Source organism: Stutzerimonas stutzeri, assembly GCF_000590475.1.
Classification (GTDB): domain Bacteria; phylum Pseudomonadota; class Gammaproteobacteria; order Pseudomonadales; family Pseudomonadaceae; genus Stutzerimonas; species Stutzerimonas stutzeri_D.
On record NZ_CP007441.1, the window covers coordinates 2,054,127 to 2,081,034 of the forward strand.

Annotated in this window: 24 protein-coding genes and 1 pseudogene; 8 read left to right on the forward strand and 17 right to left on the reverse strand. The window is 61.9% G+C overall.

Going from position 1 to position 26,908, the window contains the following annotated elements; genetic code table 11:
- Positions 1-39 precede the first annotated feature (39 nt).
- A complete protein-coding gene (locus tag CH92_RS09595) occupies positions 40-1,305 on the forward strand; it encodes a D-amino acid dehydrogenase (RefSeq protein ID WP_025241561.1) in 1,266 nt (421 codons plus the stop codon).
- A 132-nt stretch (positions 1,306-1,437) separates the two neighbouring features.
- Here the strand turns inward: CH92_RS09595 and CH92_RS09600 are convergent, their stop codons facing one another.
- From CH92_RS09600 to CH92_RS09620, 5 genes are all read right to left on the reverse strand, one after another.
- On the reverse strand, positions 1,438-4,404 hold the full coding sequence (locus tag CH92_RS09600) for a PAS domain-containing protein (RefSeq protein ID WP_025241562.1): 2,967 nt from the start codon (positions 4,402-4,404) through the stop codon (positions 1,438-1,440).
- 171 nt (positions 4,405-4,575) lie between these two features.
- A complete protein-coding gene (locus tag CH92_RS09605) occupies positions 4,576-4,917 on the reverse strand; it encodes an FKBP-type peptidyl-prolyl cis-trans isomerase (protein WP_025241563.1) in 342 nt (113 codons plus the stop codon).
- A 26-nt stretch (positions 4,918-4,943) separates the two neighbouring features.
- A complete protein-coding gene (locus tag CH92_RS09610; protein WP_025241564.1) occupies positions 4,944-5,297 on the reverse strand; it encodes a YkgJ family cysteine cluster protein in 354 nt (117 codons plus the stop codon).
- A 119-nt stretch (positions 5,298-5,416) separates the two neighbouring features.
- Entirely contained in the window at positions 5,417-5,662 is a 246-nt protein-coding gene (locus CH92_RS09615) for a GNAT family N-acetyltransferase (RefSeq protein ID WP_235206209.1), read from the reverse strand.
- A 65-nt stretch (positions 5,663-5,727) separates the two neighbouring features.
- The gene (locus CH92_RS09620) at positions 5,728-6,039 is read right to left on the reverse strand and encodes a hypothetical protein (RefSeq protein ID WP_025241565.1); all 312 of its coding nucleotides are present in this window, start codon (positions 6,037-6,039) and stop codon (positions 5,728-5,730) included.
- Between the two features lie 325 nt (positions 6,040-6,364).
- Here CH92_RS09620 and CH92_RS09625 point away from each other — a divergent pair, with 325 nt between their 5' ends.
- Positions 6,365-7,552 carry an acetyl-CoA C-acyltransferase family protein gene (locus tag CH92_RS09625; RefSeq protein ID WP_025241566.1) on the forward strand — a complete coding sequence of 396 codons (1,188 nt, stop codon included), beginning with the start codon at positions 6,365-6,367 and terminating at the stop codon, positions 7,550-7,552.
- A gap of 121 nt (positions 7,553-7,673) precedes the next feature.
- A complete protein-coding gene (locus CH92_RS09630) occupies positions 7,674-8,582 on the forward strand; it encodes a chemotaxis protein CheV (RefSeq protein WP_025241567.1) in 909 nt (302 codons plus the stop codon).
- 56 nt (positions 8,583-8,638) lie between these two features.
- On the opposite strand, the gene CH92_RS09635 is transcribed toward CH92_RS09630, so the two are convergent.
- Positions 8,639-9,748: an SMP-30/gluconolactonase/LRE family protein gene (locus CH92_RS09635; protein ID WP_025241568.1), complete on the reverse strand. Its 1,110-nt coding sequence runs from the start codon at positions 9,746-9,748 to the stop codon at positions 8,639-8,641.
- 390 nt (positions 9,749-10,138) lie between these two features.
- Here CH92_RS09635 and CH92_RS09640 point away from each other — a divergent pair, with 390 nt between their 5' ends.
- On the forward strand, positions 10,139-12,502 hold the full coding sequence (locus CH92_RS09640) for a DNA polymerase II (RefSeq protein ID WP_025241569.1): 2,364 nt from the start codon (positions 10,139-10,141) through the stop codon (positions 12,500-12,502).
- 17 nt (positions 12,503-12,519) lie between these two features.
- Here CH92_RS09640 and CH92_RS09645 read toward each other — a convergent pair whose 3' ends face one another.
- Together CH92_RS09645 and CH92_RS09650 are read right to left on the reverse strand one after the other, a co-directional pair.
- Positions 12,520-13,239 (reverse strand): TIGR04283 family arsenosugar biosynthesis glycosyltransferase, encoded by a 720-nt coding sequence (locus tag CH92_RS09645; RefSeq protein WP_025241570.1) that lies wholly within the window; start codon positions 13,237-13,239, stop codon positions 12,520-12,522.
- Entirely contained in the window at positions 13,232-13,906 is a 675-nt protein-coding gene (locus CH92_RS09650; protein WP_025241571.1) for a TIGR04282 family arsenosugar biosynthesis glycosyltransferase, read from the reverse strand. Before CH92_RS09650 ends, CH92_RS09645 begins: the two co-directional genes overlap by 8 nt.
- 145 nt (positions 13,907-14,051) lie before the next feature.
- On the opposite strand from CH92_RS09650, the gene arsS reads away from it, so the two are divergent.
- Complete coding sequence (gene arsS / locus CH92_RS09655; protein ID WP_025241572.1) at positions 14,052-15,029, forward strand: arsenosugar biosynthesis radical SAM (seleno)protein ArsS; 978 nt, start codon at positions 14,052-14,054, stop codon at positions 15,027-15,029.
- A 12-nt stretch (positions 15,030-15,041) separates the two neighbouring features.
- Positions 15,042-15,152 (forward strand): annotated as a pseudogene (locus CH92_RS22280) (RES domain-containing protein); the annotation flags it as partial.
- A gap of 130 nt (positions 15,153-15,282) precedes the next feature.
- Here CH92_RS22280 and CH92_RS09660 read toward each other — a convergent pair.
- The 6 genes from CH92_RS09660 to CH92_RS09685 are packed head-to-tail and all read right to left on the reverse strand — an operon-like array spanning position 15,283 to position 20,697.
- A complete protein-coding gene (locus CH92_RS09660; protein WP_025241573.1) occupies positions 15,283-17,241 on the reverse strand; it encodes a response regulator in 1,959 nt (652 codons plus the stop codon).
- The gene (locus tag CH92_RS09665; RefSeq protein WP_025241574.1) at positions 17,231-18,088 is read right to left on the reverse strand and encodes a sensor histidine kinase; all 858 of its coding nucleotides are present in this window, start codon (positions 18,086-18,088) and stop codon (positions 17,231-17,233) included. Before CH92_RS09665 ends, CH92_RS09660 begins: the two co-directional genes overlap by 11 nt.
- Positions 18,081-19,091 carry an ATP-binding protein gene (locus CH92_RS09670; RefSeq protein WP_200869648.1) on the reverse strand — a complete coding sequence of 337 codons (1,011 nt, stop codon included), beginning with the start codon at positions 19,089-19,091 and terminating at the stop codon, positions 18,081-18,083. Before CH92_RS09670 ends, CH92_RS09665 begins: the two co-directional genes overlap by 8 nt.
- A complete protein-coding gene (locus CH92_RS09675) occupies positions 19,082-19,486 on the reverse strand; it encodes an anti-sigma regulatory factor (protein WP_025241576.1) in 405 nt (134 codons plus the stop codon). Before CH92_RS09675 ends, CH92_RS09670 begins: the two co-directional genes overlap by 10 nt.
- Complete coding sequence (locus CH92_RS09680; protein WP_025241577.1) at positions 19,483-19,845, reverse strand: STAS domain-containing protein; 363 nt, start codon at positions 19,843-19,845, stop codon at positions 19,483-19,485. Before CH92_RS09680 ends, CH92_RS09675 begins: the two co-directional genes overlap by 4 nt.
- Positions 19,846-20,697: an STAS domain-containing protein gene (locus CH92_RS09685; RefSeq protein ID WP_025241578.1), complete on the reverse strand. Its 852-nt coding sequence runs from the start codon at positions 20,695-20,697 to the stop codon at positions 19,846-19,848.
- Positions 20,698-21,224: 527 nt separating this feature from the next.
- On the opposite strand from CH92_RS09685, the gene CH92_RS09690 reads away from it, so the two are divergent.
- Positions 21,225-23,339, forward strand: coding sequence for a putative bifunctional diguanylate cyclase/phosphodiesterase (locus CH92_RS09690; RefSeq protein WP_025241579.1), 2,115 nt, complete (start codon positions 21,225-21,227; stop codon positions 23,337-23,339).
- Positions 23,340-23,358: 19 nt separating this feature from the next.
- On the opposite strand, the gene CH92_RS09695 is transcribed toward CH92_RS09690, so the two are convergent.
- Positions 23,359-24,036: a TIGR04211 family SH3 domain-containing protein gene (locus CH92_RS09695; RefSeq protein WP_025241580.1), complete on the reverse strand. Its 678-nt coding sequence runs from the start codon at positions 24,034-24,036 to the stop codon at positions 23,359-23,361.
- Positions 24,037-24,330: 294 nt separating this feature from the next.
- Positions 24,331-24,639 carry a hypothetical protein gene (locus tag CH92_RS09700; protein ID WP_025241581.1) on the reverse strand — a complete coding sequence of 103 codons (309 nt, stop codon included), beginning with the start codon at positions 24,637-24,639 and terminating at the stop codon, positions 24,331-24,333.
- A 182-nt stretch (positions 24,640-24,821) separates the two neighbouring features.
- Between CH92_RS09700 and CH92_RS09705 the strand changes: the two genes are divergently transcribed.
- A complete protein-coding gene (locus tag CH92_RS09705; RefSeq protein WP_025241582.1) occupies positions 24,822-25,148 on the forward strand; it encodes a hypothetical protein in 327 nt (108 codons plus the stop codon).
- A 28-nt stretch (positions 25,149-25,176) separates the two neighbouring features.
- On the opposite strand, the gene CH92_RS09710 is transcribed toward CH92_RS09705, so the two are convergent.
- Complete coding sequence (locus CH92_RS09710; protein WP_025241583.1) at positions 25,177-26,898, reverse strand: bifunctional protein-serine/threonine kinase/phosphatase; 1,722 nt, start codon at positions 26,896-26,898, stop codon at positions 25,177-25,179.
- Positions 26,899-26,908 lie beyond the last annotated feature (10 nt).

A 26,908-nucleotide genomic window follows, 5' to 3' on the forward strand; every position in this document is an offset into this window, starting at 1 on the left:
GGACGGGCTCTAACCTCCCGACGTTCTGGAGCTTCAAAAATGAAAACGATCGCTGTCATTGGTGGCGGTATTACCGGCATCACTACCGCCTATGCGCTGGCCAAACGCGGTTTCGCCGTTACCCTGTTCGAAAAGCATCGCTACGCAGCGATGGAAACCTCCTTCGCCAACGGCGGCCAACTCTCGGCGTCGAATGCCGAGGTCTGGAATCATTGGTCGACCCTCCTCAAGGGGTTGAAGTGGATGCTCAGGAGCGATGCGCCTCTGCTGGTCAATCCCAAGCCCAGCTGGCACAAACTGTCATGGTTCGCCGAGTTCATTGGTGCCATTCCGCAATATCGCCACAACACCATCGAAACCGCGCGTCTGGCCATCGCCGCCCGCGAGCACCTGTTCGCCTGGGCGGAAGAAGAGGGCATCGACTTCGACCTGAAGAAGGCCGGCATCCTGCACATCTACCGCGACAAGGCTGGCTTCGATCACGCCGGCAAGGTATCCAAATTGCTGGCCCAGGGCGGCCTGCCGCGCCGCAGCGTGACACCGGACGAGATGCGTGCCATCGAACCGACGCTTGCGGGGCAATACTACGGTGGCTATTACACCGAGTGCGATTCCACCGGCGACATTCACCTATTCACCAACGGCCTGGCGGCGGCAGCCGTTCGCCTCGGTGTCGAGTGCCGGTATGGCCAGGATGTGAAAGGCGTGACGACAGATGGCGGGCACGCCAGCGTCATTCTCGGCAAGCCAGGCGGAGACGAAACCCTGCAGTTCGATGGCATGGTGATTTGTGCCGGTACGGCTAGCCGGGCGCTGGCTGCGCAGTTGGGCGATCGGGTGAACATCTATCCGGTGAAGGGCTATTCGATCACCGTCAATCTCAACGATCAGGCCAGCCGTGCTGCCGCGCCGACCGTGAGCCTGCTGGACGATGAAACCAAGCTGGTCACCAGCCGCCTTGGCGACAACCGTTTGCGTGTGGCCGGTACGGCCGAGTTCAATGGCTACAACCGCGATATCCGGGCTGATCGGATCCGCCCCTTGGTGGATTGGGTCGCCGAGTGTTTCCCCGGCGTCAGCACCCAGAGCGTGGTGCCCTGGGCCGGGCTGCGTCCTATGATGCCGAACATGATGCCCAAGGTCGGCCGCGGCAGCTCGGCGTGTGTGTTCTACAACACCGGCCATGGCCACCTCGGCTGGACCTTGAGCGCGATCACCGCGGACATGATCGGCGATGTGGTGAGCCAGGCGATGGGCACGACCGCAGCGCCCATTGCTGTTACGCCGCAGCCGGCCCACGCGTAGCGGCCGCTTGGTTGCAGCGCTTTACGCATCCGGGGCGGTTGATTGATTCGATCAGGCGCGACGGTCAAAGCGCGTTGCAGGTCAGCCTCAGCGGTGGACAGTCGTGCCATCGCTAGGCTGGGCGAGCCGCCTTCAGATCAGGGCATCGCGGCGGGTGACCGTTGCGACGGCCTGGAGCAGGGCAGCCTGCGAAAACGGCTTGGCCAGTAAGGGTAATTGTTGGGCAGCCGTCCCAGCGGGAAACTCCGCGTAACCGCTGACGAGCAGAACCGGCAGGCTCGGTTGCAGGCTTTGGACTTCCAGCGCCAGCTGCGCGCCGGTCATCTTCGGCATGGCATGGTCGGTGATAAGCAGATCGAAGCGAGTCTCGCGAAGGTGATCGAGGGCCTGCGCAGCTGAGTGCACGGTGGTCACCTGATGGCCTTCGTCTCGTAGCATTTCCGCGGTATTGAACAAGACGAGCACGTCGTCATCGACAGCGAGAATGTTCAGCCCTGGACGTTGTCCAGCCCCTTGCTCGGTCGCCTGCGTGGCGATTGCAGCGGGGCCGTCGCCCACCGCTGCGGGCAGCCAGATCTGTGCGGTGGTGCCGGTGCCGACCTCGCTGCGCAGCAGGAGCTTGCCCCCAGATTGCTCGGCGAAACCATGCACGATGGACAATCCGAGGCCGGTGCCCTTGCCGACGCCTTTGGTGGTGTAGAAAGGTTCAATGGCGCGTTGCAGTGTGGCTTCGTTCATGCCTTCGCCTTCGTCAGCCACGGAGAGGCACAGGTACGTTCCTGCGGCCAATCCGTGCTCGCTGTCGATGCTCGCGCTTTGGGCGCTGATGACGATGCGGCCATGTCCGCCGATCGCATCGCGGGCATTCAAGCCAAGGTTGAGCAGGGCCGTCTGCAGCTGGCTGGGGTCGGCTTCGATGTCTGGCAGATTCGCTTGGACGCGGGTTTCGATGATCACGGTCGGATCGAGCGAGCGCTCCAGCAGTTCGGTCATCTCTTCGATCAGTTTGCCAGGTTGAATCCGCTCGGCGAGCAGGTCCTGTTTGCGGGCGAATGCCAGCATACGGCGTGTCAGCGATGCACCGCGCTCGGCACCGATGCGTGCATTGTCGATCAGCCGAAGCAATGGCGAGTCGGCCGGGACGCGCTTGCGTAGCAACTCCAGGTTGCCCATTACCGCGGTCAGCAGGTTGTTGAAGTCATGGGCGATACCACCGGTCAGGTTGCCCAACGCTTCCATCTTCTGCGCCTGTTGCAGGGCTTGCTCGGCTTCGACCCGTGCGGTGCTGTCCACCGCCTCCGGGACGATGCCGACCACGCGACCGTCCTCGTCGAGAACCGGCCTGATGGAGAAGTCGAACGAACGCACGCCGGAGGGCAGCTGCAGCCGCATGCTCAAGCTCTCGCTGCCGCCTCTGGCTGCGGTTGCGACGCAGTCCATGACGGTCGAATGCATACCTGGCGTGGCGGCAAACCAGGGCGCGTCCGAAAACGCCATGCCGACCACCGTCTCGCGTTGATTGCCGATACCGGCCAGCGACGTCGGGTTGGCGTAGAGGATGGCGCCTTCAGTGCTCAGTAACCATTGATACAGGTGCGAGCTCGCCGCCACGGTGCGTATCTGTGCTTCGCTTTGGGCCAGTGCCGCTGTGCGTTCGGCAACCTGACGTTCGAGTTCCTGGCGAAATCGCTGTTCGGCCAGCCTTACTGTCGCTTCGGAACGAACCCGCTCGATATGTGCCCACGAGCGCTCGGTCACCTCGGTGAGCAGGGCCAGCTCCTCGACTTTCCAGACTCGAGGGGTATTGGCGTGGATCGCCATGAGCGCGGTCAGCTTGCCTTCCTTGGTCAGCGGCATGCAGACCGTGGCCGCCAGGTCGAGTGCCAAAAAGGTCGCCGCCTCATGGGCCGGCAGTTGCCTGTTGTCGTTGAGCACCAGTGGCCGACCGGCCTGCAGGTTGGTCAGTGCAAGCTGACCGAAGTCCGCGAGGCGGTAGCGGCCGATGATGCTCCTGGAGCCGGGTGCAGCCCAGTTGCCTCTGATGGTGAAGCCGTTCTCATCCGGATCCATGTCGGCATAGGCGCAGACCGACACCCCGAAATGCTCGCCCAGCGCTCGGGTAGTGGTCGCCAGAATCGTATCGGCGTCAGTGCTGGGCGCGATGGCTTTGCCCAGTGCATCGAGAAAACGTATGCGCCGCTCGGCCAGGGCCCGCTGGGTTACATCGTGGCCCTGCATGAAAATGCCGCTGACGGTGCCGTCGGTCTGGATCACAGGCTGGAAGACGAAGTCGAGGATGAACATCTCCTCAGTTTCGCCCGGGGTGTGCTGAATGGTCATTGCCACTGAGTTGCCAACGTAGGCCTCACCCGTCTGGTAAACCTGATCGAGCAGCTCGACAAAGCCCTGCCGGGCGATCTCGGGAAGCGCCTCGCGAACGGTCAAACCGAGCAGATTCCGGTTTCCGACAAGGTTGGCGTAGGCCGGGTTGGCCATTTCATAGCGATGTTCCGGGCCGCCCAGCATCGCCATGATGCCGGGTGCCTGCTCGAACAGGCGGGTAAGCCGGTCCTTTTCGGCCAACAACCGACGCTCGGCCCTGACGCGCTCGGTGGTTTCCACCACGAAGGCGACCACTCCGGCCGGGTGTCCCGTCTCGCCCAGCACGGGCGAGTAATCGAGGTTCATCCAGACCTGTTCCGGGCGTCCGTTGCGGTGCAGGGTAAGTTCCTGATCCTTGTAGGCAAGGGTGCCGCCCGCCAGGCAGACCTTCATGACGTTGTCGTTGAAGTCCGCCACTTCAGGCCAGCCCTTGCGGACCTCCGAGCCGAGCAGCTGCGGATGTCGCGCCGCGGCGAACACCGAATAGGCGTCGTTGTAGAGCATGATGCCCTGGTGGCCCCAGAGGAGCACCATGGGCACTGGTGACAAGAGCAGCATGGCTGTCACGGTCTTCAGGCTCTGCGGCCATTGATCCGGTGGGCCGAGCTCCGTACCGGACCAATCATGGGCGCGAATGAGTGCGCCCAGCTCGCCGCCACCAATTGGAAACACGGACGGGCCAATGGCCTCGTGCGCGGCGTTTACTTCGGCTGTCATCGAAAATCTTCTCAACGTGAGGGCGCAGTGCTGGCGAAGGGCTACCAGTTTAAACGGTACGCCTTCCCGGTCGTACAGCGCGCAACGCCGCAGGCCATGACTGATAGCGCTTTGATTACATCAATGACGCAAAGTTGGACGAAAACATGGGAAATGTTCGTTACGTCACGTTCAATCGTCGCGGGTCAGCACCTCCAGCAGCTCGATCTCGAACAGCAGGTTCGAGTTCGGCTTGATGTGCTCGCCGATTTGCCGTTCGCCGTAAGCAAGATGGGCGGGGACGAAGAGTTTGCGTTTGCCGCCCACCTTCATACCCATGAGGCCGATGTCCCAGCCCTTGATCACTCGCCCGGTGCCGATCACGCACTGGAAGGGCTTGCCGCGCTCATAGCTCGAGTCAAAGGTGGTGCCGTCTTCCAGCTGGCCGCGGTATTCGGTGGTAATCAGGGCGCCTTTGACCACTTCCTTGCCGTCGCCGACTTGAAGGTCCTCGATCTGCAGTTCGTCACTCATCAGTTTTTCTCGTTGGATGATCCGGGCTAGACCAGCACCTGGCGGGTGCTGGCGATAAGCTGGTGCACCTGTTTTTCTACCTCGGGCGCAGTGGCGTGTTCCGGGCCGCGGCCACGGGGGCAGGGCAGGCTCGCGGTGGTACCGAACAATCGGCAGATCAGTGGACGCTCGGCGTAGGCTTCGCAGCCATTCGGCCCGAGGTGCACGCAGTTCCAGTGCGCCAGGGCGGCGTCGTGTTCGGCGTCGCTGCGGCGAGGCAGTCGCGCCATTTCTTCGGAGGATGCCGTCACCGGCCCGCAGCAGTCATGGCAGCCGGTTACGCAGGCGAAGCCCGGGATCTGTCGTCGCAGGTGGTCGATCTTACGATTGGTGCAGCTCATCAGGGGATGCCTGTTCCGGGGCGCGAATAGTACTCGGCCAAGCGGAATAATTCTGCTCCGTGCCGGCCCTTTTCAGGGCGAGGACGTATCGATGATGTCGTTCCAGTCAGGATGCTTGCTCACATAATCGGCGACGAAATCGCATACCGGCACGACGCGCTTGCCGCGCCGACGGCATCGTCGAGCGATTCTCGGATCAGCTTGCTGCCCATTCCCTGCCCTGCAAGGCTCGGGTCCACTTCGGTGTGAGTGAACACTTGGCGCGGGCCTTGCTCTCGGTATTCGGCGAAACCGAGGTCTTGGCCATTGACGTTCAGCACGTAGCGGTGCGCATTTCCGTCGTGCCGTACTGTTGCGTCGCTCATCGAAATGTTCCTTCCGTACGGAAATCAGGCCCCTGCCTGTATAGCAGCCGGGGAGGATGTAGCCGCTACAGCGAGTCGACCAATTTTCGGCCCATCTCGCAGCCGCGTTGGAGCGCTTCGTCGAAGCTGCGGTAGTGCTGCGTCTGGTCGACGCTCACCGGGACGACGATTTCGAGGTTTTGCACCACTTCCGCACCCACGGCCCAGAGCGTTTCACCGTAGGTTTCGTACTCGTACCCAGTGATGTGCACGATCACCTCGTGATCACGGTAGACCAGCCTATGGCTGTGAGGGATCTGGTGACTGCTGCCGCTCGGGATGTGTGCGGGCGTGTCGAAGTAGGGCTGTTCGGCGTCCGGTTTGACGGCCTTGCTCATCGCTGGACCTCCTTGGGTTGTCTGGATTGGGCCGAGACCGGGGCTCATCGTTCCCGACGGCAACGATGCGTGCGATGAACGTGAGCCTGCCCGTGCACGTCTCGCCTGCCCGAACTGTTGTCTACGGAGCCGAACCTAGGCTGAAGTACAGTCTTTACCACCCGCAGTCGCATGGTGCCCGGCCCGCTGCCGCTGCGTTCTGCAAAAACGCAGGCTCGCTCTGCAGCTTTCGAGGTTGTTCTCCTGATTCAACCGGTTACGATCGAACAGACCCTTGAACCGCCGTGACCGGCGCACCCGGTAATCAGCAGAAGAAGAGAATCCCATGGCAGAACGCGAAATCGTCGTTGTCGGCGCCGTCCGCACAGCGATCGGCTCCTTTGGCGGCGCGCTGAAGGACGTCGATCTGATCACCTTGGCAACCGCCGCCTGCCGCGGCGTACTGGAGCGCTCCGGCACGCCGGCCGAGGCGGTCGGTCATGTCGTGATGGGCAATGTCATACCCACCGAACCACGCGATGGTTACCTGGCCCGGGTCGCCGCGGTGGACGCCGGCATCCCGCTGGAAACCCCTGCTTTCAATGTCAACCGCCTATGCGGCTCCGGCCTGCAGGCGGTGATCTCGGCTGCGCAGTCGATCCTGCTGGGCGATACCGATGTGGCGATTGGCGGCGGCGCAGAGAGCATGAGCCACGGCCCTTTCATCTTGCCGAACATGCGCTGGGGTGCACGCTTGGGGGACAGCCAGGCGATCGACTATATGAACACACTGCTGCACGATCCCTGGGGCAAATTCCACATGGGCGTGACGGCCGAAAACGTCGCCGAGCGCTACGGCATCAGCCGTGAACAGCAGGATGCGCTGGCACTGCAAAGCCAGCAGCGTGCCACCCGTGCGCTGGAGAATGGCTATTTTCACGAGCAGATCGTTCCGGTCGAAATCAGCAGCCGCAAGGGCAGCAGTTTTTTCGACACAGACGAGCACCTGCGTCCGGACTTGACCGCTGAGCGGCTCGCCGCGCTGAGGCCGGTATTCAAAACGGAAGGCGGTACCGTCACCGCCGGCAATGCCTCTGGGCTCAACGATGGCGCTGCAGCGCTGGTGCTGGCCGAGGCGAGGCGGGCGCAATCCCTGGGCTTGACGCCCATCGCACGGTTGGTCGGTTATGCCCACGCCGGCGTCGACCCGGCCTATATGGGCATTGGCCCAGTGCCGGCCGTGCGCAAGGTGCTCGAACGCACCGGGATCCGCCTGGAGCAGATCGATGTGATCGAAGCCAACGAAGCCTTCGCCGCCCAGGCCTGCGCCGTGATGCAGGAGCTCGGGCTGGACCCGGCGCGCGTTAATCCCAATGGCTCCGGTATTTCCCTCGGGCACCCAGTGGGCGCGACCGGCGCGATTATCAGTGTCAAGGCCATCCACGAGCTGCAGCGCATACAGGGCCGCTATGCGTTGGTGACCATGTGCATTGGCGGCGGGCAGGGGATCGCGGCAGTTTTCGAGCGTTGCTGAATAGCAGCGCTCGCGTTCGTCGGGCATGGCCATTTCGATTGAAGATTCTGTCGGGACAGCCGACAAGCTTTGGCGAGGGTGACATCTACGCCAAGAGACCGGCTTTTCCACAGGACTATTCATGAACAACGCATCCGCCACCGACGCCTTATCGCTTCTGCTGTTCACGCTTCGCAGCGGCAAGCAGATGGCGATCAACCTGTTGAAGGTCAGCGAGATCATCCCGACGCCGTCGCTGACCCGGCTGCCAGAGTCGCACCCTCATGTCAGAGGTGTCGCCACGTTGCGCGGTCAGCCGTTGTCGGTTATCGACCTGAGCCTGGCTATCGGCATGGCGCCCTTGCAGGATCCCAAAGGCGGTTGCCTGATCGTCACCGAAATCAGCCGTTCGAAGCAGGGATTGCATGTGCAGGCGGTGGTTAAGATCGTGCACATCCAGTCGTCCAAGATCCTGCCGCCACCCTATGGCGCGCGGAACAGTTCGTTCATCACTGGCACCGCAGAAGTAGACGGTGAGCTGATACAGATCCTCGACGTGGAAAAGGTTATTCACAACATCGCGCCGGTTCCCGGCGAGGCGGACATTTCCCATCTCGATGATCAGGATGCCCAGCTGCTCACCGAAACCCGCGCTCTGATCGTCGACGACAGCCAGGTGGCGATCCACATGTCGGTATCAGCGCTGACGAAAATGGGCGTCACCTGCCATTCGGTGCGCAGCGCCCGTGAGGCCTTCGAGAAGCTCGACAGCCTGAAGGGCAGTTACGAAGCGATCAATGTCGTGGTGTCGGATATCGAGATGCCGGAGATGGACGGCTATTCCTTTACCCAGGCGCTGCGCAAGCATCCGGATTACGCGTCCATTTACGTCCTGCTGCACACCTCTCTCGACAGCACCATCAGCACCGATAAGGCCAAGGCCGCCGGCGCTAATGACATCCTCACCAAATTCTCTCCGCCGGAAATGGCCAAGTGCATGCTGCGCGCGGCGCGGGTGATTCATCTCGGTGAGGATGCCTCGGTCGCTTGAAAACCTGGTGGGTAGCGGCGGTGGTTTCCGGCTCGGCCACCGCCGCTTTGGCTCGGTCAGGCGCCGTGTTTGTCGAACGTCGCGTCACGCGTGTTGACGTACAGCGCGTACAGCGAATGGCTGCTGGCCATGAACAGCCGGTTGCCCTTGTTGCCGCCGAAGCAGAGATTGGCGCAGCGCTCGGGCAACCTGATCTTGCCGATCGCTTTCCCCTGCGGATTGAAGATCATCACGCCATCCAGATCGGCCGTTACGGCTTCCGGTGCGCCCGAGCTGCCCCAACCGCACCACAGGTTGCCGTCCTCGTCGCACTTGATGCCATCCAAGGCGCCGAAGGCAGGTGCCTCGATGTGCTTGCGGCGCTCGCCTAGGGTGCCGTCGTCGTTGACGGGGTAGGCCCAGACCAGCCGGTTCGGCTTGGCTCGACCCTCTACCACGTACAGCGTTTTCTGATCCGGTGAAAAACACAGCCCGTTGGGGCCGGAGATCGAGTCGATCACTCGTGTCACAGCGCCGGTTTGGCCGTCGATGCGGTAGACGGCGTCCGGCAGCTCGGTTTGAATCTTGTGTCCCTCGTAGAAATTGCTGGTCTGGAAGGGCGGGTCGGTGAACCACACCGAGCCGTCTTGCTTGATCGCGAGATCGTTTGGCGAATTGAAACGCTTGCCTTCGAAGGCGTCGGCCAACACCGTGATGCTGCCGTCCGGCTCGGTGCGTGTGACGCGACGGCCCTGGTCATTGGTAGTCGAGCCTTCGCAGGCCAGCAACCGTCCTTGCAGATCCCGGCTCAGGCCATTGGAGTGGTTCGAGGGTTGGCGATAGACATCGAACGAGCCGGTGATCTCGTCCCAGCGCATGATGCGATTTTCCGGAATATCACTGACCAGCAGATAACGACCATCGCCAACCCAGACCGGGCCCTCGGCCCAGCGCATGCCGCTGGCGATCTTCTCGACGCTGGCGTTGAACAGCCGGTATTTACTGAAGCTCTCGTCGAGGATTTCCACGAGTTCATCCGGGTAGCGCTGGGTCAGCGGTTCGGCCGTGGCAAGTCTGGAAAGGCCCAGACTGCCCATCGAGGCGATTCCTGCTGACACCATCAGCGAGTTTTTTAGAAAGGCTCGGCGGGCGTCGCACGGCTCGTTGTTGGCGGAATCGTCGTTCATTGCGGTCATGGCGTGCGTCCTACGTAAGGTTTTATAGGCAAGCGAATCCGTTCCGCCGGAATTAGCGGACAGGAGATACGCAAGGGATCAGTTATTCAGTCGAGGCGGGCTGTGCGCGTGGCGCAACAAGGGCAGAACGCGCTCGGCGGCCGGGCGTGGCGAAGGGGACATGGGACTATCCATTGTTATTGTAGGTAGAGGTTGTCGTACAACCTCGGTGAGTATTGTTAGCGTATCGCTGCCTGTCAAAGCCGATTCTTGCTGGCGGGAAAAGATATTTGCGTGTGTATATTCTTCTTCGAGATCGTACGAGTGGCTGTATCGCTTGTCGCATCCGCCGGGGCATTGCCACGTAGAATGGCCGCCTCGAAAGAATAAGGAAGGCGGACGGTGAATCTGCAACAGGGCTTTGTCCTGACCCGACACTGGCGCGATACGGCGGCCGGCACCGAGGTGGAGTTCTGGCTGGCGACCGATGCCGGTCCGCGTCGGGTTCGCGTGCCTTGCCAACCTTCGGTGGCGTTCATCCCGGCGGCGCAGCAACGCAAGGTCGAATTGCTACTCAAGGGCGAACGCGACGTCGAGCTGCGTCCGCTGAACCTGTGTGATTTCCGCCATCGCCCGGTGGTCGGGCTCTATTGCAAGCAGCATCGCCAGTTGATGAATCTCGACAAGCGCCTGCGCGGGGCGGGGCTGGACGTCTACGAAGGCGACATTCGCCCACCGGAGCGCTATCTGATGGAGCGTTTCATCACCGCACCGGTCAGCTTTGCTGGCCAGCTGGACGACCAAGGCGTGCTCGTCGAAGCGCAGCTCAAGCCCGCACCGGATTATCGACCGCCACTCAGGTTGGTCTCGCTGGATATCGAAACCACCATGCGCGGCGAGCTGTATTCCATTGCGCTGGAGGGCTGCGGCCAGCGCCAGGTCTACATGCTCGGCCCGGCCAACGGCGATGCCAGTACGGTGGATTTCCAGCTGGCGTATTGCGACAGCCGCAAGCAGTTGATCGAGTGCTTGAACGATTGGCTGGCGCTGCACGATCCGGATGCGATCATCGGCTGGAATCTGGTGCAGTTCGACCTGCGCGTGCTGCGTGAACAGGCCCAGCGCTATCAGGTGCCGCTGCGGTTGGGGCGCGACGGCGAAGAGATGGCCTGGCGCGAGCACGGCAGCCGCGGCAATCATTTCTTCGCCGCAGCGGCGGGGCGGCTGATCATCGATGGCATCGAGGCGCTGCGTTCGGCAACCTGGAGTTTCCCCTCGTTCAGTCTGGAGAACGTCGCGCAGACCCTGCTCGGTGAAGGCAAGGCGATCGACACGCCCTATCAGCGCATGGATGAGATCAACCGCATGTTCGCCGAAGACAAGCCGGCGCTGGCGCGTTACAACCTCAAGGACTGCGAGCTGGTCACGCGGATTTTCGACAAGACCGAGCTGCTGACCTTTCTACTCGAGCGCGCCACGGTCACTGGTCTGCCGGCCGATCGCATGGGGGGCTCGGTGGCCGCTTTCGAGCACCTTTACATCCCGCTGATGCACCGCCAGGGCTTCGTTGCGCCCAACCTCGGCGAGCGGCCGCCGGAAGCCAGCCCCGGTGGCTTCGTGATGAACTCGCAGCCGGGCCTGTACGAATCGGTGCTGGTGCTGGATTACAAGAGCCTGTATCCGTCGATCATTCGTACCTTTCTCATCGATCCGGTGGGGCTCGTCGAAGGCATGCGCAATCCTGATGACAGCGACTCGGTGCCGGGTTTTCGCGGCGCCCGTTTTTCACGCGACCGGCATTGCCTGCCGGCCATCGTCGAGCGTGTCTGGGACGGGCGCGAGGCCGCCAAGCGAGAGGGCAACAAGCCGCTGTCCCAGGCGCTGAAGATCATCATGAATGCCTTCTACGGCGTGCTCGGATCCAGCGGTTGCCGCTTTTTCGACCCACGCTTGGCCTCGTCGATCACCTTGCGTGGCCACGAGATCATGCGCCGCACCCGCGAGCTGATTGAAGCCGAAGGCTACAGCGTGATCTACGGCGATACCGACTCCACCTTCGTCTGGTTCAAGGAGGCACACAACGACGAGGATGCGGCGCGCATTGGCAGAGCGTTGGTCGTTCAGATCAACGCGTGGTGGCGCGAGCATCTGCAGCGCGAGTTCAGTCTGCAAAGCGCGCTGGAACTACAGTACGAGAGCCACTTCAAACGCTTCCTGATGCCGACCATTCGCGGCGCCGAAGAGGGCAGCAAGAAACGCTATGCCGGGCTGGTCACGCGCCCGGACGGCAGCGACGGGCTGGTGTTCAAGGGGCTGGAAACGGTGCGCACCGACTGGTCGCCGCTGGCCCAACAATTTCAGCAGGAGTTGTACCGCCGCATCTTCAGCCGTGAACCCTATCAGGACTACGTGCGCGACTATGTACGCCGCACCCTGGACGGTGAACAGGACGAGTTGCTGATCTTTCGAAAACGGCTTCGCCGTCGTCTGGATGACTACGAGCGCAACGTCCCGCCGCATGTGCGCGCCGCGCGGATCGCCGATGAATACAACCTGCAGCAGGGCCGTCAGCGGCAATACCAGAACGGTGGCTGGATCAGCTACCTGATCACGGTGGCAGGGCCTGAGCCGCTCGAGGTCCGCCGTGCTGCAATCGACTACGACCACTACGTCACGCGCCAGCTGCAGCCGATCGCCGATGCCATCCTGCCGTTCGTGAACGACCGCTTTAGTGACCTGATCGACGAGCAACTCGGGTTGTTCTGAAGGGACATTAGCGGATGCTAGCCATCCGAACGCTCGGAGGGTCGCGCCGTGTAGCGCTCGGCAAGGCGTTCGACGGGCACGCCGCAGGCGAACTGCAGCGCCAGCAGGCGATTGCGCAGCGAACGTCGCCACCAGCCGTCGCGTTGCCAGCGTCGTGGATCGACCCGTACACCATCATCCAGCCTGACGAAGCGGCCTTGTTTGCGCAGGCGTCTGACCAGTTCGACTTCTTCGAACAGCGGCCAGGGATTGTGCTGACCGCAGCATCGATAGACCTCTGCCGTTACGAACAGCCCCTGGTCGCCGTAGGGCACGCCGAAATGAGTGCGCAACGCGACCAAGCGTTCAAGCAGCGTGCCCTGCCAGCCGGTTCGGCCGGCGAAGCGAAATTTGAAATAGCCGCCTACCGCATCCCCGGTGACCGCCGCCAGTATCGGGGGTAACGGGTTGCCGTGCAGATAGGCGTCGGCGTGCAGGAACCACAGCAGCGGATGCCGCGCATGGCTGGCGCCCAGGCGAAGCTGCTTGCCGCGGCAGGGCGCGGTAGGCAACCAGAATGCGCCATGGCGTGCGCAGAGCAGTCGGCACTGCTCGCTGCTGGCGCCATCGACGACGATGATTTCACCCTCTATGCCTGCACGCTGCAAAAGCGCGACAAGGCTTTCCAGCAGCCGTGCCAAGGGCCGCTCATCCTGCCAGCACGGGATGATCACGCTGATGGAGGCACGTTCAGGCATCGCTGCCGATTCCGAGTCGTTCAAGGGCAGCGTGCAACGCCTGGCGCGCCGGTCGCCTGTCGTCGCGCAGCACAGCGGCGAGGTGCGACAGGTCTTCAGCGTGGTCGATGTCGAAGGACTCGCCGGCGATGGCGACGCTGTGTCCGGCCTGCCGGCATCGCTGAGCCAGGGCACTGCCGAGCCGGTGGGTGCTCCAGGGCAAAGATCGCAGGTCCGGCCAGGGGCGGTTGGACGCCATCAACACGACGCCCCCGTCGCGGGCGTTGATCAGTATCGTGTCGAAACGTTGCAGCAATTGGGTGACGTGCAGGTAGTCTGCGGGGCGCAGGGCCGGACAGTCGCTGCCGATGAACATCAGTTGGTGCAGGCCTTCGCCGCGCAATTGTTGGTCCAGTCCGTTGAGCCGCTCGCCGAGATTGCCGTCGCGTTGTGCCCTGCACAGGGCCTCGCCATTCAGCGATTGTGCCCAGCTCAGATGCTGCCGGTGATCCGGTGCGATCACCTGTTGTCCGGGCCATTGCCGCAGGTCCTCCAGCGCGCAGGCCAGCAGAGCCTGCGCCACCGAGAGCGCCGCATCCTGTCCCAGCGTGGCTGCCAGTCGCTGCTTGGCGTGGCCCGGGGCGGGTCGTTTGCAGAGCAGTACCAGGCAGGGCGTGGCTGAATCCATGGACGATCGGTTCTCCTGTCGACGCTACGGTCGGGCAGCCTTGGCTATTCTTGGTTGAAGGCTGTCCGTTATCTGGCGATGCTCGCCGACTGTAGTCTGGAATGCCTGAGGTTCGAAACAACTGAATGTGGAGTGAGCGATCGCCATGCGTGACACCTTGCCCCTGCTCGATGCGCTGAACTTCCCACCGATCCGTCGCGGCCGGCTGGAGGCCTTGCAGGTCAACCTGACCTATCGCTGCAATCAGCGGTGCCTGCATTGTCACGTCAATGCCGGACCGACGCGTCAGGAAGCGATGACCGACGACAGCCTGAGCGTGCTGCATCAGGTGATCGATGCGCACCCGGTGCAGACGCTCGACCTGACCGGCGGTGCACCGGAGATGCACCCGCGCTTTCGCGAGATCGTCCGGCACGCCCGCCGCGAAGGGCTGCGCGTGATCGATCGCTGCAACCTGACCATTCTGAGTGAGCCGGGGCATGAGGATCTGGCCGAGTTTCTTGCCGAGCAGGATGTTGAAGTAACGGCGTCCCTGCCATGCTATTCGCGGGAAAACGTCGATCGGCAGCGCGGCGATGGCGTGTTCGAAGCGAGCATCGCCGGGCTGCGTCAGCTCAACGCGTTGGGCTACGGAGACGACGACGGTGGGATGGTGCTCAACCTCGTCTATAACCCGCAGGGCCCGTCGTTGCCCCCTCCACAGGCGCAACTGGAGGCGGACTACAAGGGGCATCTGGCCGAGGATTTCGACATTCGCTTCAATCACTTGCTGACTATCACCAATCAGCCGATCGCGCGCTTCGGCAGTAGCTTGGTGAGCAGAGGACAGTTCAATGACTACATGCAGCTGCTGCGCGACAGCTATCGGCCGGAAAATCTAAATGCCGTGATGTGCCGCAATCTGGTGAGCGTCGACTGGCAGGGCTACCTGTATGACTGTGACTTCAATCAGATGCTCAACCTGTCGATGACACTTACCGGGCTGATCGGCCGGGACCGCGCGCATCTGCGTGATTTGCTTCAGTTATCGAGTCTGAACGGCAATCCCATCGTCACTCGCGATCATTGCTATGCCTGTACCGCTGGGCAGGGATCGAGCTGCGGTGGTGCTTTGAAGGATTGACACGTCTCTTGTGGTGTCCACTACTGCGCCAATTCGATCGACGCCGCCATCGCCGAGACCAGGTTTCATCAGGAACGCTTCCAGGCGGCGACCTGTGAGGCCAATGTCGAAATCACCGTGCGGGCAACCCAGCATCCGGCTGAAATGATGGGCGACGATTGGTACCTGTACGGTGATTGGGGGCGATCTGATCGCTATCCACAGCCGCAGCAAGGCTGAAAGCAAATCCTGAAACTGGCCACATCGCTCATGCTCACTCGGTCGGGGCGCGGGGCGTGAGATTGAGCATCTGCCGTACCTTGCTCAGCAGGTCACCGATCTGAAACGGTTTGATCACCATGTCCATCCCGGCCACGAGGAAGCGGTCACGACGCACCGCGTTTTCGGCATAGCCCGTCATGAACAGGACCGGCAGAGCCGGGCGGTGGATACGCGCTGCGTCAGCCAATTCGCGTCCGGACAGTTGCGGCAGCCCGACGTCTGTCAGAAGCAGATCGACGCTGGGATCATCCTGCAGCACTGACAGGGCGGTTGTGACATCTCCAGCCTCGCTGCAACGGTAACCTGCTTCAGTCAGCATTTCGGCCACCAGCATGCGCACTGCCGGCATGTCCTCGACGATGAGTACGTGCTCCCCGTTGCCCTGCGGCATGTCATCGACAACTGTCGTGGCAGCGCTGGTCGCGACGGCCGCCGGCAGGACCAGCGACACCTCGGTGCCTTCGCCGAGCACACTGCTGAGCCTGGCCTCGCCACCCGATTGGCGTGCGAAGCCATAGATCGAGGAGAGCCCCAGGCCGGTACCTTGACCAAGCGGTTTGGTGGTGAAGAACGGGTCGAATACCTTGTCCAGAAGCTCCGGCACAATGCCGGTGCCGTTGTCCTTTACGGTAAGCACGACATAGCTGCCATCGGCCAGGTCTGCGTCGGCCTGCGCCTCCAATTTCGCCGTGCGAATGGTGATGGTGCCGCCGTGAGGCAGGGCGTCTCGCGCATTGATCACCAGATTGAGCACGGCACTTTCTAGCTGGTTGGCATCGACCTGGGCCACGGCACCGTGGTCGCATAGCTCGAGATTGAGCGAGATATGCTCGCCAATGGTTCGCTGCAACAATTCTTCCAAGGAGCGGATCTGCTCGTTCAGGTCCGCTGGACGTGCGTCCAAGGGCTGCTGGCGGGCGAAGGCCAGCAGGCGGTTGGTCATCGAAGCAGCGCTGCGCGCCGAATTGAGCGCCGTATCGGCAAAGCGCAGGACGGCGTCGGTACGGCCTTCACTCATCCGTTTCTTCAGCAACTCGATACCGGTGATGATGCCCGTCAGCAGATTGTTGAAATCGTGCGCGATGCCGCCGGTGAGCTTGCCTAGCGCATCCATCTTCTGCGCCTGCATCAGCTGCGCTTCGGTGCGCACGCGTTCGGCCACCTCACGGGCGAGCTCGGTATTCACGTTCTCCAGTTGCTGTCGTTGCGAACGCTCGCGTTGGCGCTGCTCAGTGATGTCTTCGATGACGACCAGGCCGAGTTCGGCCGCTCGGTAGGGTGATACCTGCCACTGGGTCTCGCGTCGCTCGCCGGCCACTCGCATGACGAGCGTGTCCTGCCAGCGGGTTTCGTTGGTCAGGCAGTCACGCAGGGCCTGCAGTTTGCTTTCCTGCCCCTCGGCCAGACTGGCGGTTAGCGCGGCCGGATCTGGCTGCCCGCCAAGCAGCTGGGAAAGCGCACGGTTACTCTCATGGATGTGCAACTGCGGATCGATGACCGCAATGGGCGCCGAGACTTGCGAGAAAATATCCCGAAAACGCGCTTCGCTCTCACGCAGTGCATGCTCGGTGTCTCGAACGCGCAACAGCGTACGCAGCGTGGCGAGGAGGACGTCCGGGTCGACCGGATGGATCAGATAGGCATCGGCGCCCGCGTCCAGGCCTGTGATGATATCGCCGGTCTGGATCGATGCCGCCGACACATGAATGACCGGCAACAGGCGGGTCCGGTCATCGGTGCGCAGCTGTCGGACGATGTCGAAGCCACTCATGTCGGGCAGATTTACATCGAGAATCAAAGCGTCGACTGCTTCGCTGGCAATCAGGGCCAGTCCTTCGCTGCCTGTCCCGGCCTCGAGCACTGAATACCCGTGGCGCTGTAGGACCCGGTGGATTGCGTAACGCGTTGCCACGTTGTCGTCGACAATGAGAACGCTGTTGTTATCCGCCATTGCCGGGCTCCGAGGAAATCGCGACGGGGATGACGACGAAGAATGTCGAGCCGATCCCAGGCGTACTGTGCACACCCACTCGACCGCCCAGTAATTCGGCGAAGCGCTTGCACAGCGACAAACCCAGCCCAGTGCCGCGCAGACGCTTCTGCAGCGGTGTGTCGATCTGAACGAAATCCTCGAAGAGGTTGCCGTGCATGTCCTCTGGAATTCCAATGCCGGTGTCTGTTACGGCGAAACGGACCTCCGAGTCGCCCTCGGGGCGCACGGAGATGCGCACTTCACCGTTCTGGGTGAACTTGAGCGCATTGGAAATAAAATTTCGCAAAATCTGCGCAAGCTTCTTGTCGTCGGTATAAAGGCGCGGCATGTCCTGCGGTTCTTCGAAAATCAGGTCCACTGCGTTGGTATCGACAATCGGGCGAAACATTCCGCGCAATGCAGCGAACAGGTCAAACATGTCGAACCAGGCCGGCGAAATGGTGATCCGTCCGGCTTCGATCTTGGCCAGATCAAGCAGGTCATCGACCATGTCGCTGAGCTCGCCTGCAGCCCCACTGATGAACAGGACCTGCTTGTGCTGTTCCGGACTGAGCGGGCCATCCAGCTCATCGCTGAGCAGACGGGTGATGCTGCGAATCGAACCCAGCGGGGTACGGAACTCATGGCTCATGTAGGAAAGGAAGCGGCTTTTCAGGTCAGAAGCCTGGCGCAGCTGCTCTGCTTGCGTATCGAGTTCCGCATACAGCGCCAGGACCCCCTGGTTGGTTTCTTCGAGCTCCGCGCGCAGCAGCTCGTTTTCCTGCTGCAGCCGTTTGCTGAGCTCATCGTGAGTCGGTTCAGTCATTGACTGTCTCCAGGGCAATCACCATCACGGTTACGTCATCTCGGCCTCGACAGAAATCGCGATGCAGCAACGCGGCAATGATGGCTGGGTGGCGATGCGACAGGCCGGGGTAGTCACGCAGATCCCAGCGCGACTGCAGGCCATCGCTGTACATGACCAGGATCTGCGGGGCGTCGACCGGATAATCGAACGTCACGGCCTTGCGAAACCGCGAACCGACGATGCCTGGATGCGAAGCCAGGCCGCGCGTCTTCTCGGAGCTCAACAGGCAGCCACCGATGTTGCCAATCCCGGTAAAACGCACCGTGTGGCCGTCGAACATGGCAATGGCCGCGGCACCGCCACGCGTGCCGTTCATTGCCTGATGCATGTCGAACATGCTGGTCGCGGGATCGGCAAACGGCGCCGCGGCGAAAACTCCGGCCCCAGCGAGCCCCGCTCGTTCAGCATCCTCCCCATGCCCGATGCCATCGATGATCAGCGCACTGAGCCGTGGCCCGTCGACAGCCAGGTGCCAGACATCGCCGCAGGCGGGATCGTTGAGCAACGAATGCTGGCTGACACCGAAGCGAAGCGGGATGGGTGAAACCTGCCGGGGATACAGCTGAACCAGCACGACCGAACCCCGGCTATCGGAATAGACGTCGAAAAGCTGCCCTTGCCGCATCAGCGCGCCGAGCCCGGTTCCCTGGGTGCCGCCGGTGGAAAAGCCATCGGTCATGCACTTGCTGGGGTCGAACCCCGGCCCGCGGTCAACCGCGACCAGTTCGATACCGCTTCCGGTCAGCGCCGGTATAGGGCGCAGGTGCAAGGCACCATGGTGGGCATGCTTGAGCAAGTTGGTCGCCAGTTCGGTGGCGGCGAGCGCCACGCGACCGGCATCGGCTTCATTGAATGCAAGCTGGACGGCCAACGCTTGTGCAACCCGGCGCGCATGGCCTACCTGACTGGCATCCTCGACCGCCAATACCGTCGTCGTCGAGCCGCTAAGGTTCACGACCATTTGAAGATACTGATGCGAGTGCCCACGCCAGGAGTACTCTCGAGCTCGAAGTCATCCACCAGACGCTTTGCGCCGGTCAGGCCGAGACCGAGACCGCCGCCGGACGTCCAGCCATCGGTCAGCGCCAACTTGACGTCGGTGATGCCGGGGCCCTCGTCTCGAAAGGTCAGGCGAATACCGGTGCGTGGGCCTTCGTCGTGAACCTCCCAGTCCATATCGCCACCGCCGCCATACACGACGGTATTGCGAGCCAGTTCGCTGACCGCAGTGACGAGCTTGGTCTGGTCGATCAGGCGCATACCACAATCTTGTGCCAGCTTGCGGACTGCCTGCCGTGCTATCACGACGTCCTGCTCGATACGTACCGCAATGCTGCCGCTGGCACGGGGGGTCATTTGTCGGCCATCCGCTTGTGCAGCAGCTGCATGCCTCTTTCGACGTTCAGGGCCGTGCTGACGCCCTGCAGCGTCAAGCCCAGCTCGACCAAGGTGATCGCCACGGCTGGCTGCATGCCGACGACCACGGTCTCGGCGTCCATGATGCTGGAGAGACCGGATATCGAACTGATCATGCGTCCAATGAAAGAATCGACCATGTCCAGCGCAGAGATATCGATCAGCACCGCGCGAGCGGAGGTCGAGCTGATGCGCTCGGCCAGATCATCCTGCAGCGTCAGCGCCAGTTGGTCGTGCATGTCGACTTGAATGGTCACGAGCAAAAACTCGCCCATCCGTAATATAGGGATGCGCTCCATTTAGACGGCCTTGCTGACGGTCAGACCCGAGCGGCGCAGGGCGAGTGCGAGCGCGTCCGCGAGCGATGCTTTGGTCACAATGCCCTGCAGATCGAGCCCCAGGTGCACGATGGTCTGGGCGATCTGCGGGCGCACACCGCTGATGATGCAATCGGCGCCCATCAGGCGGATCGCCGTCACGGTCTTGAGCAGATGCTGCGCCACGAGCGTATCGACTGTTGGCACGCCAGTGATATCAATGATGGCGATCTCAGAACCGGTATCGACGATGCGTTGCAACAGCGACTCCATCACCACCTGAGTGCGTTGTGAGTCCAATGTGCCGATCATTGGCAGGGCGAGTACGCCGTCCCACAGTTTTACCACGGGTGTGGAAAGCTCCAGCAATTCTTCCTGCTGACGCTTGATTACAGACTCGCGCGATTTCTGAAAGGTGTTCACGGTATGCAGCCCGAGTTGATCGATCAACTCGGACAGGGCCCAAAGCTGCTCGGCGAGCGCTGCCGGTTCATCGGCGTATTCGGCCTGTAACAATGGCATCAACGGCTGCTTCAACGAGAAGATGAATCCGGCCGTCTGTTGGGAATCGAAACCGAGCAACACGCGGCTTTGAGAGAGCTTGTCGAGAAACTGGCGCATCGGATCCCAGCTTGAGGCCCTCAAATCGGTAGAGTCGCCTTGGCCAGCTCCCGCAATTAGCAAGCCTATGAAATCTCTGGTCTGCTGACGGAACTCATCGATTTTTACGTTGCGATAAGTGCCGCTGGCCTCGAGGTTGCGAGTCCAGCTTTCGACCAGCTCCTGCTCGTTTCTGGCGATGACGTTGAAAGTACGCTGTTGCAGTGTGGCCATTGGCGCGGATCCTCGGATGGCAAAGCGATAGTCGGGTTTGATTCGAATTATTTGCGGGCGTTCCAGAGCGTCTGAAAAGCCCGCAGAAGGCAAAAGTCGCTTGTCTCGATGTTCGTAAGCATGACTTAACGATTCAAGCGTTCAGAGCATAGTGGTTCGGTGGATGACTGCTAGCTAAGCCAGAGCAGGCGAAACGGTGATAGATGGTGTCACGATATGCGCCTAAGCGCAGTGATGGCATTTCGCCCCAAGTTGGCGGCATGGTCAAGGTTTTCGACGATTTGAGGTTGGGTCACAACTTTACCTTCCAGGCGGACCGGGGCAAGTGCCTTCCTGCCGTGAGCTGCAACGACCATTCGGCAGATTGAGGCGAGCGAACCTTAAGTTGCCTTCTGCCAAGCCGAAACCAAGGTTGGGTCGATCCGACTCGATGCGCCGAACCGATTGTCTGAATTGCAGATGATGGCACTTCGCCTTTTCTGCGTTTTCGGTCAAGATTCGTGCCTTATACCTAGGAAGACAGGCCAATGCTGGTCGGTAGCTATAACGAAATTCTCGTGTTCTTCTCGTTTGTTGTTGCCGTGCTGGCGTCCTACACCGCGCTGGACATGGCGGGCAGGGTAGCGACCTCGTCGGGTCGTGCCGCCCGCATGTGGTGGATTGGTGGCGCGTTTGCCATGGGCCTGGGCATCTGGTCCATGCACTTCATCGGTATGCTCGCGTTCAGCCTGCCGATTCCGCTGGGTTACGACCCGTTGATAACGGCCGGCTCGCTGGTGGTGTCCATCGTTGCATCGGCACTGGCGCTATGGCTGGTGTGCCAACACGAGTTGCGCTGGAGCCGGCTGGTGCAAGGGGCGCTGCTGATCGGTGCGGGCATTGCGGTGATGCATTACAGCGGTATGGCTGCGCTGCGCATCCAGCCAGGAATTGTGTATGACCAAGGCTGGTTGATCGCTTCGGTGCTGATCGCCGTACTGGCATCGGGCGCCGCGCTGTGGCTAGCCTTCCGCTTGCGTGCCAACCTGCAACGTGTGCAGGTCTGGCGTGGGGCGGCCGCGCTGGTGATGGGGCTGGCGATCATCGGCATGCACTACACCGGCATGGCGGCGGCGAGTTTTCCCGAGGGCAGCTTCTGTGGCGCAGCCAATGGCGTCGACACCAACTGGCTCGCACTGCTGGTCATCGTGCTGACGTTGGCCGTGTTGGGGATAACCCTGACCGTCTCGGTGCTCGATGCACGGCTGCAGACACGCACATCGGTGCTGGCCAGTTCACTGGAAAAGGCCAACTCCGAATTAATGCAGTTGGCTCTGCACGACAACTTGACCCGTTTGCCGAACCGTTTGTTGCTCGAAGACCGGCTGAGCCAGGCGCTGAAGGTGGCGCAGCGGGAGCAATCCTGCTTCGCTGTGATGTTCATGGACCTGGACGGCTTCAAGGCGGTAAACGACGCCTATGGGCACCACCTCGGCGACCAGTTGCTGATCAGCGTGACCGAGCGCTTACGCGACTGCGTGAGGGCGCAGGACACTCTGGCGCGCCTCGGCGGTGATGAATTCGTGCTGCTCGCGACCATCGAAAGCCCAGATGATGCCGCCACCCTCGCGGAAAAGCTGGTGCAATGCATTGCCGAACCGTTCGTACTGTCTCGCTACACGCTGAGCGTCTCGCTGAGCATCGGTATCGCCGTATACCCCGGCGACGGCGAGGTCGAGCGGGACCTGCTGCTGCATGCCGACGCCGCGATGTACCACACCAAGAGCGCGGGCCGGAATGGCTACAGCTTCTTTGAAGCATCGATGAACGCTAACGCCGTAGAGCAACTGCAGCTGCTACACGACATGCGGCTGGCTGAGGCCAACGGCGAGCTGCGCCTGCACTATCAACCCAAGTTCGAGGCACCTGCCGGCCCGGTGCGCGGCTTCGAGGCACTGCTGCGCTGGCAGCATCCCCAGCGCGGCATGCTGTCGCCCGACGCCTTTCTGCCGATGGCGGAAAAGACCGGGTTGATCGTGCCGATGGGCAAATGGGTACTGAACGAGGCCTGTCGGCAGCTGCGTGAATGGCATGAGCAGGGCCTCGACCACTGGACCGTGGCGGTCAATCTGTCGGCCGTGCAGTTCGAACAGCCGGATCTGCTGGATGTAGTGGTCGAAGCCATCGAGCGCCATTGCATTGCGCCGGAAATGCTGACCATCGAGGTCACCGAAACCGTGGCCATGCGCAGCCCGGAAACCACCATCGAAACGCTGGAGAAACTGACCGCGATGGGCGTGAAGGCCTCCATCGATGACTTCGGTACCGGCTATTCCAGTCTGCTCTATCTCAAGCGGCTACCGGCCAGCGAGCTGAAAATCGACCGCGCTTTCGTCAGGGAAATGAGCGTAGGCAACGAAGATTCGGTCATCGTCTCGGCCATCATCGCACTGGCCAAAGCGCTGGGGCTGCAGGTAGTCGCCGAAGGCGTGGAAACCGCCGAGCAGCAGCAGTTTTTGACCGGGCTTGGCTGCGAGACGCTCCAGGGCTTTCTCCTGGACCGGCCGATGACACCAGCGCAGATTCGCGCGCGGGTCGAACAGACGCAACCGGGAGAAACCGCCTTCACCACGGATCGGCTAGGGCTGAGCGAGCCGGCCTGAGTCGGGCGGACGGCAGCGATCAAAACCAGCGGTCGTTGCGCTTGCGGCCGCGGGTCATGGCCGGAATGATCAGGCCAGCCAGCAGGCCTGCGCCGGCGATGCTGCCGCCGTAGACCATGTAACGCATCAGTACCTGATTGTTCTCGTCGCCGAGACGTGCCTGAGCGTCGCGCAGATCCGATTCGGTTGCGGTAAGCGCGGTATCCAGCGCCTGGCGGCGCGCTTCCAGTTCGTCAATCAGCGCCTTGCGTGAGTCGAGTGTCTCCTGCATGCCCTGTACCCGGGTCTTCCAGCTGTCGTCGATGGTACGCAACTCTTCGCTGAGCTCGGCAACCTTCTGTTCCAGCTCCGGCAAGCGCTCCGCCTGGCCGGGCATTTCTTGCAGGTCGGCAGTGCGGATCCACACTCGGTCGCCATTTGCGCCACGAACCTGACTGTAATCGCCCTGAGTGTCGAGCAGCTCGACCTTCTCTCCGGATTTGAGCGAACCAACGATGCGATAACCGTCGGTTGGGCCGCTGCGTACGTAAGTGGTCAGGCTGTCGCTGACCCAGCGCTCGTTGGTCGCTTGCTGCGCCTGTGCTGGAACGACAACGGCCAGCAGGGCGCCGAACAGGCCGGCACGCAATGCGCGGCGTTGCGTGGCAGATCCGGCAACACGAGTAGGGAGAGCAAGGAGATGGCGGGATATGGACATGGTGGTCTTCGCGTTAACAAAAGGATGATGGCCTCGATGAACGGGCCGAAACATAAGCGGATCCGGAGCCGGCACTGTGCAGTCAGCTTGCCGCGACGGGGCAGCTGGCAGGTCGGATGTGCTGATGGGTGAGCGGGAGGATGCGTTCTCCCGTGGTTGAGCCTAGGCCCCACATGGTCCTGCAGACAGGACTGACAGCACGAGGCGCTGTAGGTTCACTGAATGTTCACCTTTTCATGCTAGGCCGGGTTCGTTCCGGTTAGCGGTGTGCACGGGCTCGAGGGCGGCGCATCGTTACAGGAGTTCCACCGGGTGAGCACGGATCAGCACCTGTTCCTGGCGGAACCGGGCCTCCAGCGAGGCTCGGTAGTTGGCCCACCAAGTGCGGTCGAGTTCGTCGGCCATGACTTCGTAGACGACCAGATCGTCGCGCACGGCTCGGCTGTCATCTTCACGCCAAAGACCGTTTGCGGGTGCACGGGCATAGGCGGTGAGCCCGCCGAACTGCTCCACTAGCTCGTTCCTCACCTCGGCGTAAAGGGTCTTGGGCAGCGCTTGTCCGTCATTGTCATAAAGCGGAAGCAGCAATTGGGTCAGGTACATGTTGCAGGCCCAGTGCGTGGTTGGCTTAGTTGATCCGACCGCGGGCAGGCGCGCTCGGCACTATTGCATGGGCCATGCGCGGATCAACGGTGCGATCTGAGGCCGCGCTGATGGGCGGAGACGAATTCAGCGGCGTATGCAGACTCCAACGCTATACATCAGATTACGGGAGGTAGCTCAAGATGGATTCGCCGACCCCCTCGGTAGCGGCCTTGCAAAAGGCGCAGGACATCACCTCACGTTGGTCGGACGGGGAGCTGGGCGCCGAGGAAGCGCAGCAGGCGCTCAAATCCGTGTTCGACCAATGGCAGCCCGGCGATCGAGCGTCCGAGGCCGAGCAGGTTGCCGAAGCGGCGCTGACGGCATCGCGAATCGCTTTCCAGGATTGGCTGCAGCGTGGGGAGAACTGTGAAGAGCTGGTCGCCCAGCTGCGCTGGATTCTCGACCCGTCGAAAGATGGCATCACCGATCCCGAGCTCAACGTATACGCGCCGCAGCGCCCCGAGTGAAATCGCCCGCGGGCGGAGCGGCAGCCTCTCAGCGCCCCAGCAGTACGACCAGGGCAATGGCCAGCGCCAGCGATACCCCTTTCCAGAACAGCACCGGATTGCGCTCCATCAGCGGCGGCCGGGCCTTATTGAGGAAGGCCTGGTTGGGCTTGCGTAACTCGAAGACGAATTCCGAGAGGTCCTCGTAGCGTTTGTACGGGTCCGGATGCAGCGCCTTGCGCAGCACATCATCGATCCAGGCCGGCACCTCGCGGTCGTGCTCGCGGATCGAGCTGTAGCTGAGCTTGTTCTGCGCGGCGCGGGTGCGGCACTGGGCGACCTGAAGGCCATACGGCAGCTTGCCGGTCAGCATCTGATAGGTGATGACCGCCAGCGAAAACATGTCCGAGCGCGGCGTGCCGCTCTCGCCAAGGAAATATTCCGGCGCCGTGTACTGAACGGTGCCGAGCAACTCGCTGCGTTCGGTCGGCGAGGCGATTTCCATGATGCCGGCCACTTGGGTGGACCCGAAATCGATGATTTTCACCGTGCCGGTGGCGTCGATCATGATGTTCTCGGGGCGCAGGTCCTGATGCAGCATTTCCAGCCGGTGAAAGGCGCGCAGGCCCTTCGCGATCTGCTCGACGATGCCGCGCACCGTCTCCAGATCCGGCTGCGGATGGTCGATCATCCACTGCGTCAGCGTCTGGCCGTCGATGAATTCGCTGACGCTGTAGAGAAAGTTTCGCTTGCGTGTCTGCCGGCACGGCTGGGCCACGTGTGCGCTGTTGATGCGCCGCGCGACCCACTCCTCGGTGAGGAAGCGTTCGAGATAAGCCACATCTTGTTGAAGGTCCATCGACGGCGTCTTGATGATTACCGGCGTGTCGCTGTCATCGTCGGTCGCCAGATAGACGTGGCTGCGGCTGCTGGCGTGCAGCTCGCGGACGATGGTGTAGCCATCGAACCGCGCCCGTGCCTCGAGCATGGGCGGGAAGGGCAGTTCGGTGAGTTGCTGGTAGAGCTCGTCCGGGGCCTGAATCGGCAGCTGCTCGATGCGCAGGATCTGCACCGTGAGGTTGTCGTCGCTGCCGCGTTGCAGCGCTTCGTTGACGATCTCCCTCGCGGCCGCGTCCAGATCGGTCGCATGCCGGGCGATGGCTTCGCTCATGAACTGTGCGCTGGCAAACTCGTATACCCCATCGGTGACCAGGATGAAGGTATCGCCGATTTCCACCCGCTCGGCGCGATAGTCGATTTCCAGCTGCGGATGAATGCCCAGCGCCCGGCTCAGGTAGCTTTTGCCTTCGGATAACCGGAGACGATGGTCATTGGTGAGCTGTTCCAGCGTCTTGCCCTGAACGCGATAGATGCGCGAGTCGCCGGCGTGGAAGAGGTGCGCGGTGGTCGATTTGATCACCAGTGCGCTGAAGGTGCAGACGTAGCCGCGGTCCTTGTCGTAGCGATACTGGCTCTGCTGACTTTGCGCATGCAGCCAGGAGTTGGTCGCCATCAACACCCGCTGCGCCGAGGTTTTGACCGACCAGGCGTCGGATGTGCAGTAGTAGTCGGCGAAGAAGCCGGTAATGGCCGACTCGCTGGCGATATGGCTGACGGCGCTGCTGCTGATGCCATCGGCGATGGCGAGGGCGATGCCCTTGCTGCTCAGTTGCGGCTCTTTGGGAATGTAGATGCCGTGGAAATCCTGATTGCTTTCCTTGGGACCCTTGTCGGTGTGTTGGCCCACCGAAACCCTGAGTTGTGCGGTCATGAAATGCAGC

What these genes read in the sequence shown, in the direction of transcription:
- CH92_RS09620 (WP_025241565.1), bottom strand. Translation starts at nt 6,039, where the DNA reads ATGAGCAAGGCCGTCAAACCGGACGCCGAACAGCCCTACTTCGACACG.
- CH92_RS09635 (WP_025241568.1), bottom strand. Translation starts at nt 9,748, where the DNA reads ATGAACGACGATTCCGCCAACAACGAGCCGTGCGACGCCCGCCGAGCC.
- CH92_RS09665 (WP_025241574.1), bottom strand. Translation starts at nt 18,088, where the DNA reads ATGACTGAACCGACTCACGATGAGCTCAGCAAACGGCTGCAGCAGGAA.
- CH92_RS09670 (WP_200869648.1), bottom strand. Translation starts at nt 19,091, where the DNA reads ATGGTCGTGAACCTTAGCGGCTCGACGACGACGGTATTGGCGGTCGAG.
- CH92_RS09660 (WP_025241573.1), bottom strand. Translation starts at nt 17,241, where the DNA reads ATGGCGGATAACAACAGCGTTCTCATTGTCGACGACAACGTGGCAACG.
- CH92_RS09710 (WP_025241583.1), bottom strand. Translation starts at nt 26,898, where the DNA reads ATGACCGCACAACTCAGGGTTTCGGTGGGCCAACACACCGACAAGGGT.
- CH92_RS09625 (WP_025241566.1), top strand. Translation starts at nt 6,365, where the DNA reads ATGGCAGAACGCGAAATCGTCGTTGTCGGCGCCGTCCGCACAGCGATC.
- CH92_RS09650 (WP_025241571.1), bottom strand. Translation starts at nt 13,906, where the DNA reads ATGGATTCAGCCACGCCCTGCCTGGTACTGCTCTGCAAACGACCCGCC.
- CH92_RS09595 (WP_025241561.1), top strand. Translation starts at nt 40, where the DNA reads ATGAAAACGATCGCTGTCATTGGTGGCGGTATTACCGGCATCACTACC.
- CH92_RS09695 (WP_025241580.1), bottom strand. Translation starts at nt 24,036, where the DNA reads ATGTCCATATCCCGCCATCTCCTTGCTCTCCCTACTCGTGTTGCCGGA.
- CH92_RS09645 (WP_025241570.1), bottom strand. Translation starts at nt 13,239, where the DNA reads ATGCCTGAACGTGCCTCCATCAGCGTGATCATCCCGTGCTGGCAGGAT.
- CH92_RS09615 (WP_235206209.1), bottom strand. Translation starts at nt 5,662, where the DNA reads ATGAGCGACGCAACAGTACGGCACGACGGAAATGCGCACCGCTACGTG.
- CH92_RS09610 (WP_025241564.1), bottom strand. Translation starts at nt 5,297, where the DNA reads ATGAGCTGCACCAATCGTAAGATCGACCACCTGCGACGACAGATCCCG.
- CH92_RS09600 (WP_025241562.1), bottom strand. Translation starts at nt 4,404, where the DNA reads ATGACAGCCGAAGTAAACGCCGCGCACGAGGCCATTGGCCCGTCCGTG.
- CH92_RS09605 (WP_025241563.1), bottom strand. Translation starts at nt 4,917, where the DNA reads ATGAGTGACGAACTGCAGATCGAGGACCTTCAAGTCGGCGACGGCAAG.
- CH92_RS09700 (WP_025241581.1), bottom strand. Translation starts at nt 24,639, where the DNA reads ATGTACCTGACCCAATTGCTGCTTCCGCTTTATGACAATGACGGACAA.
- CH92_RS09690 (WP_025241579.1), top strand. Translation starts at nt 21,225, where the DNA reads ATGCTGGTCGGTAGCTATAACGAAATTCTCGTGTTCTTCTCGTTTGTT.
- CH92_RS09705 (WP_025241582.1), top strand. Translation starts at nt 24,822, where the DNA reads ATGGATTCGCCGACCCCCTCGGTAGCGGCCTTGCAAAAGGCGCAGGAC.
- CH92_RS09680 (WP_025241577.1), bottom strand. Translation starts at nt 19,845, where the DNA reads ATGGAGCGCATCCCTATATTACGGATGGGCGAGTTTTTGCTCGTGACC.
- CH92_RS09685 (WP_025241578.1), bottom strand. Translation starts at nt 20,697, where the DNA reads ATGGCCACACTGCAACAGCGTACTTTCAACGTCATCGCCAGAAACGAG.
- CH92_RS09630 (WP_025241567.1), top strand. Translation starts at nt 7,674, where the DNA reads ATGAACAACGCATCCGCCACCGACGCCTTATCGCTTCTGCTGTTCACG.
- CH92_RS09675 (WP_025241576.1), bottom strand. Translation starts at nt 19,486, where the DNA reads ATGACCCCCCGTGCCAGCGGCAGCATTGCGGTACGTATCGAGCAGGAC.
- arsS (WP_025241572.1), top strand. Translation starts at nt 14,052, where the DNA reads ATGCGTGACACCTTGCCCCTGCTCGATGCGCTGAACTTCCCACCGATC.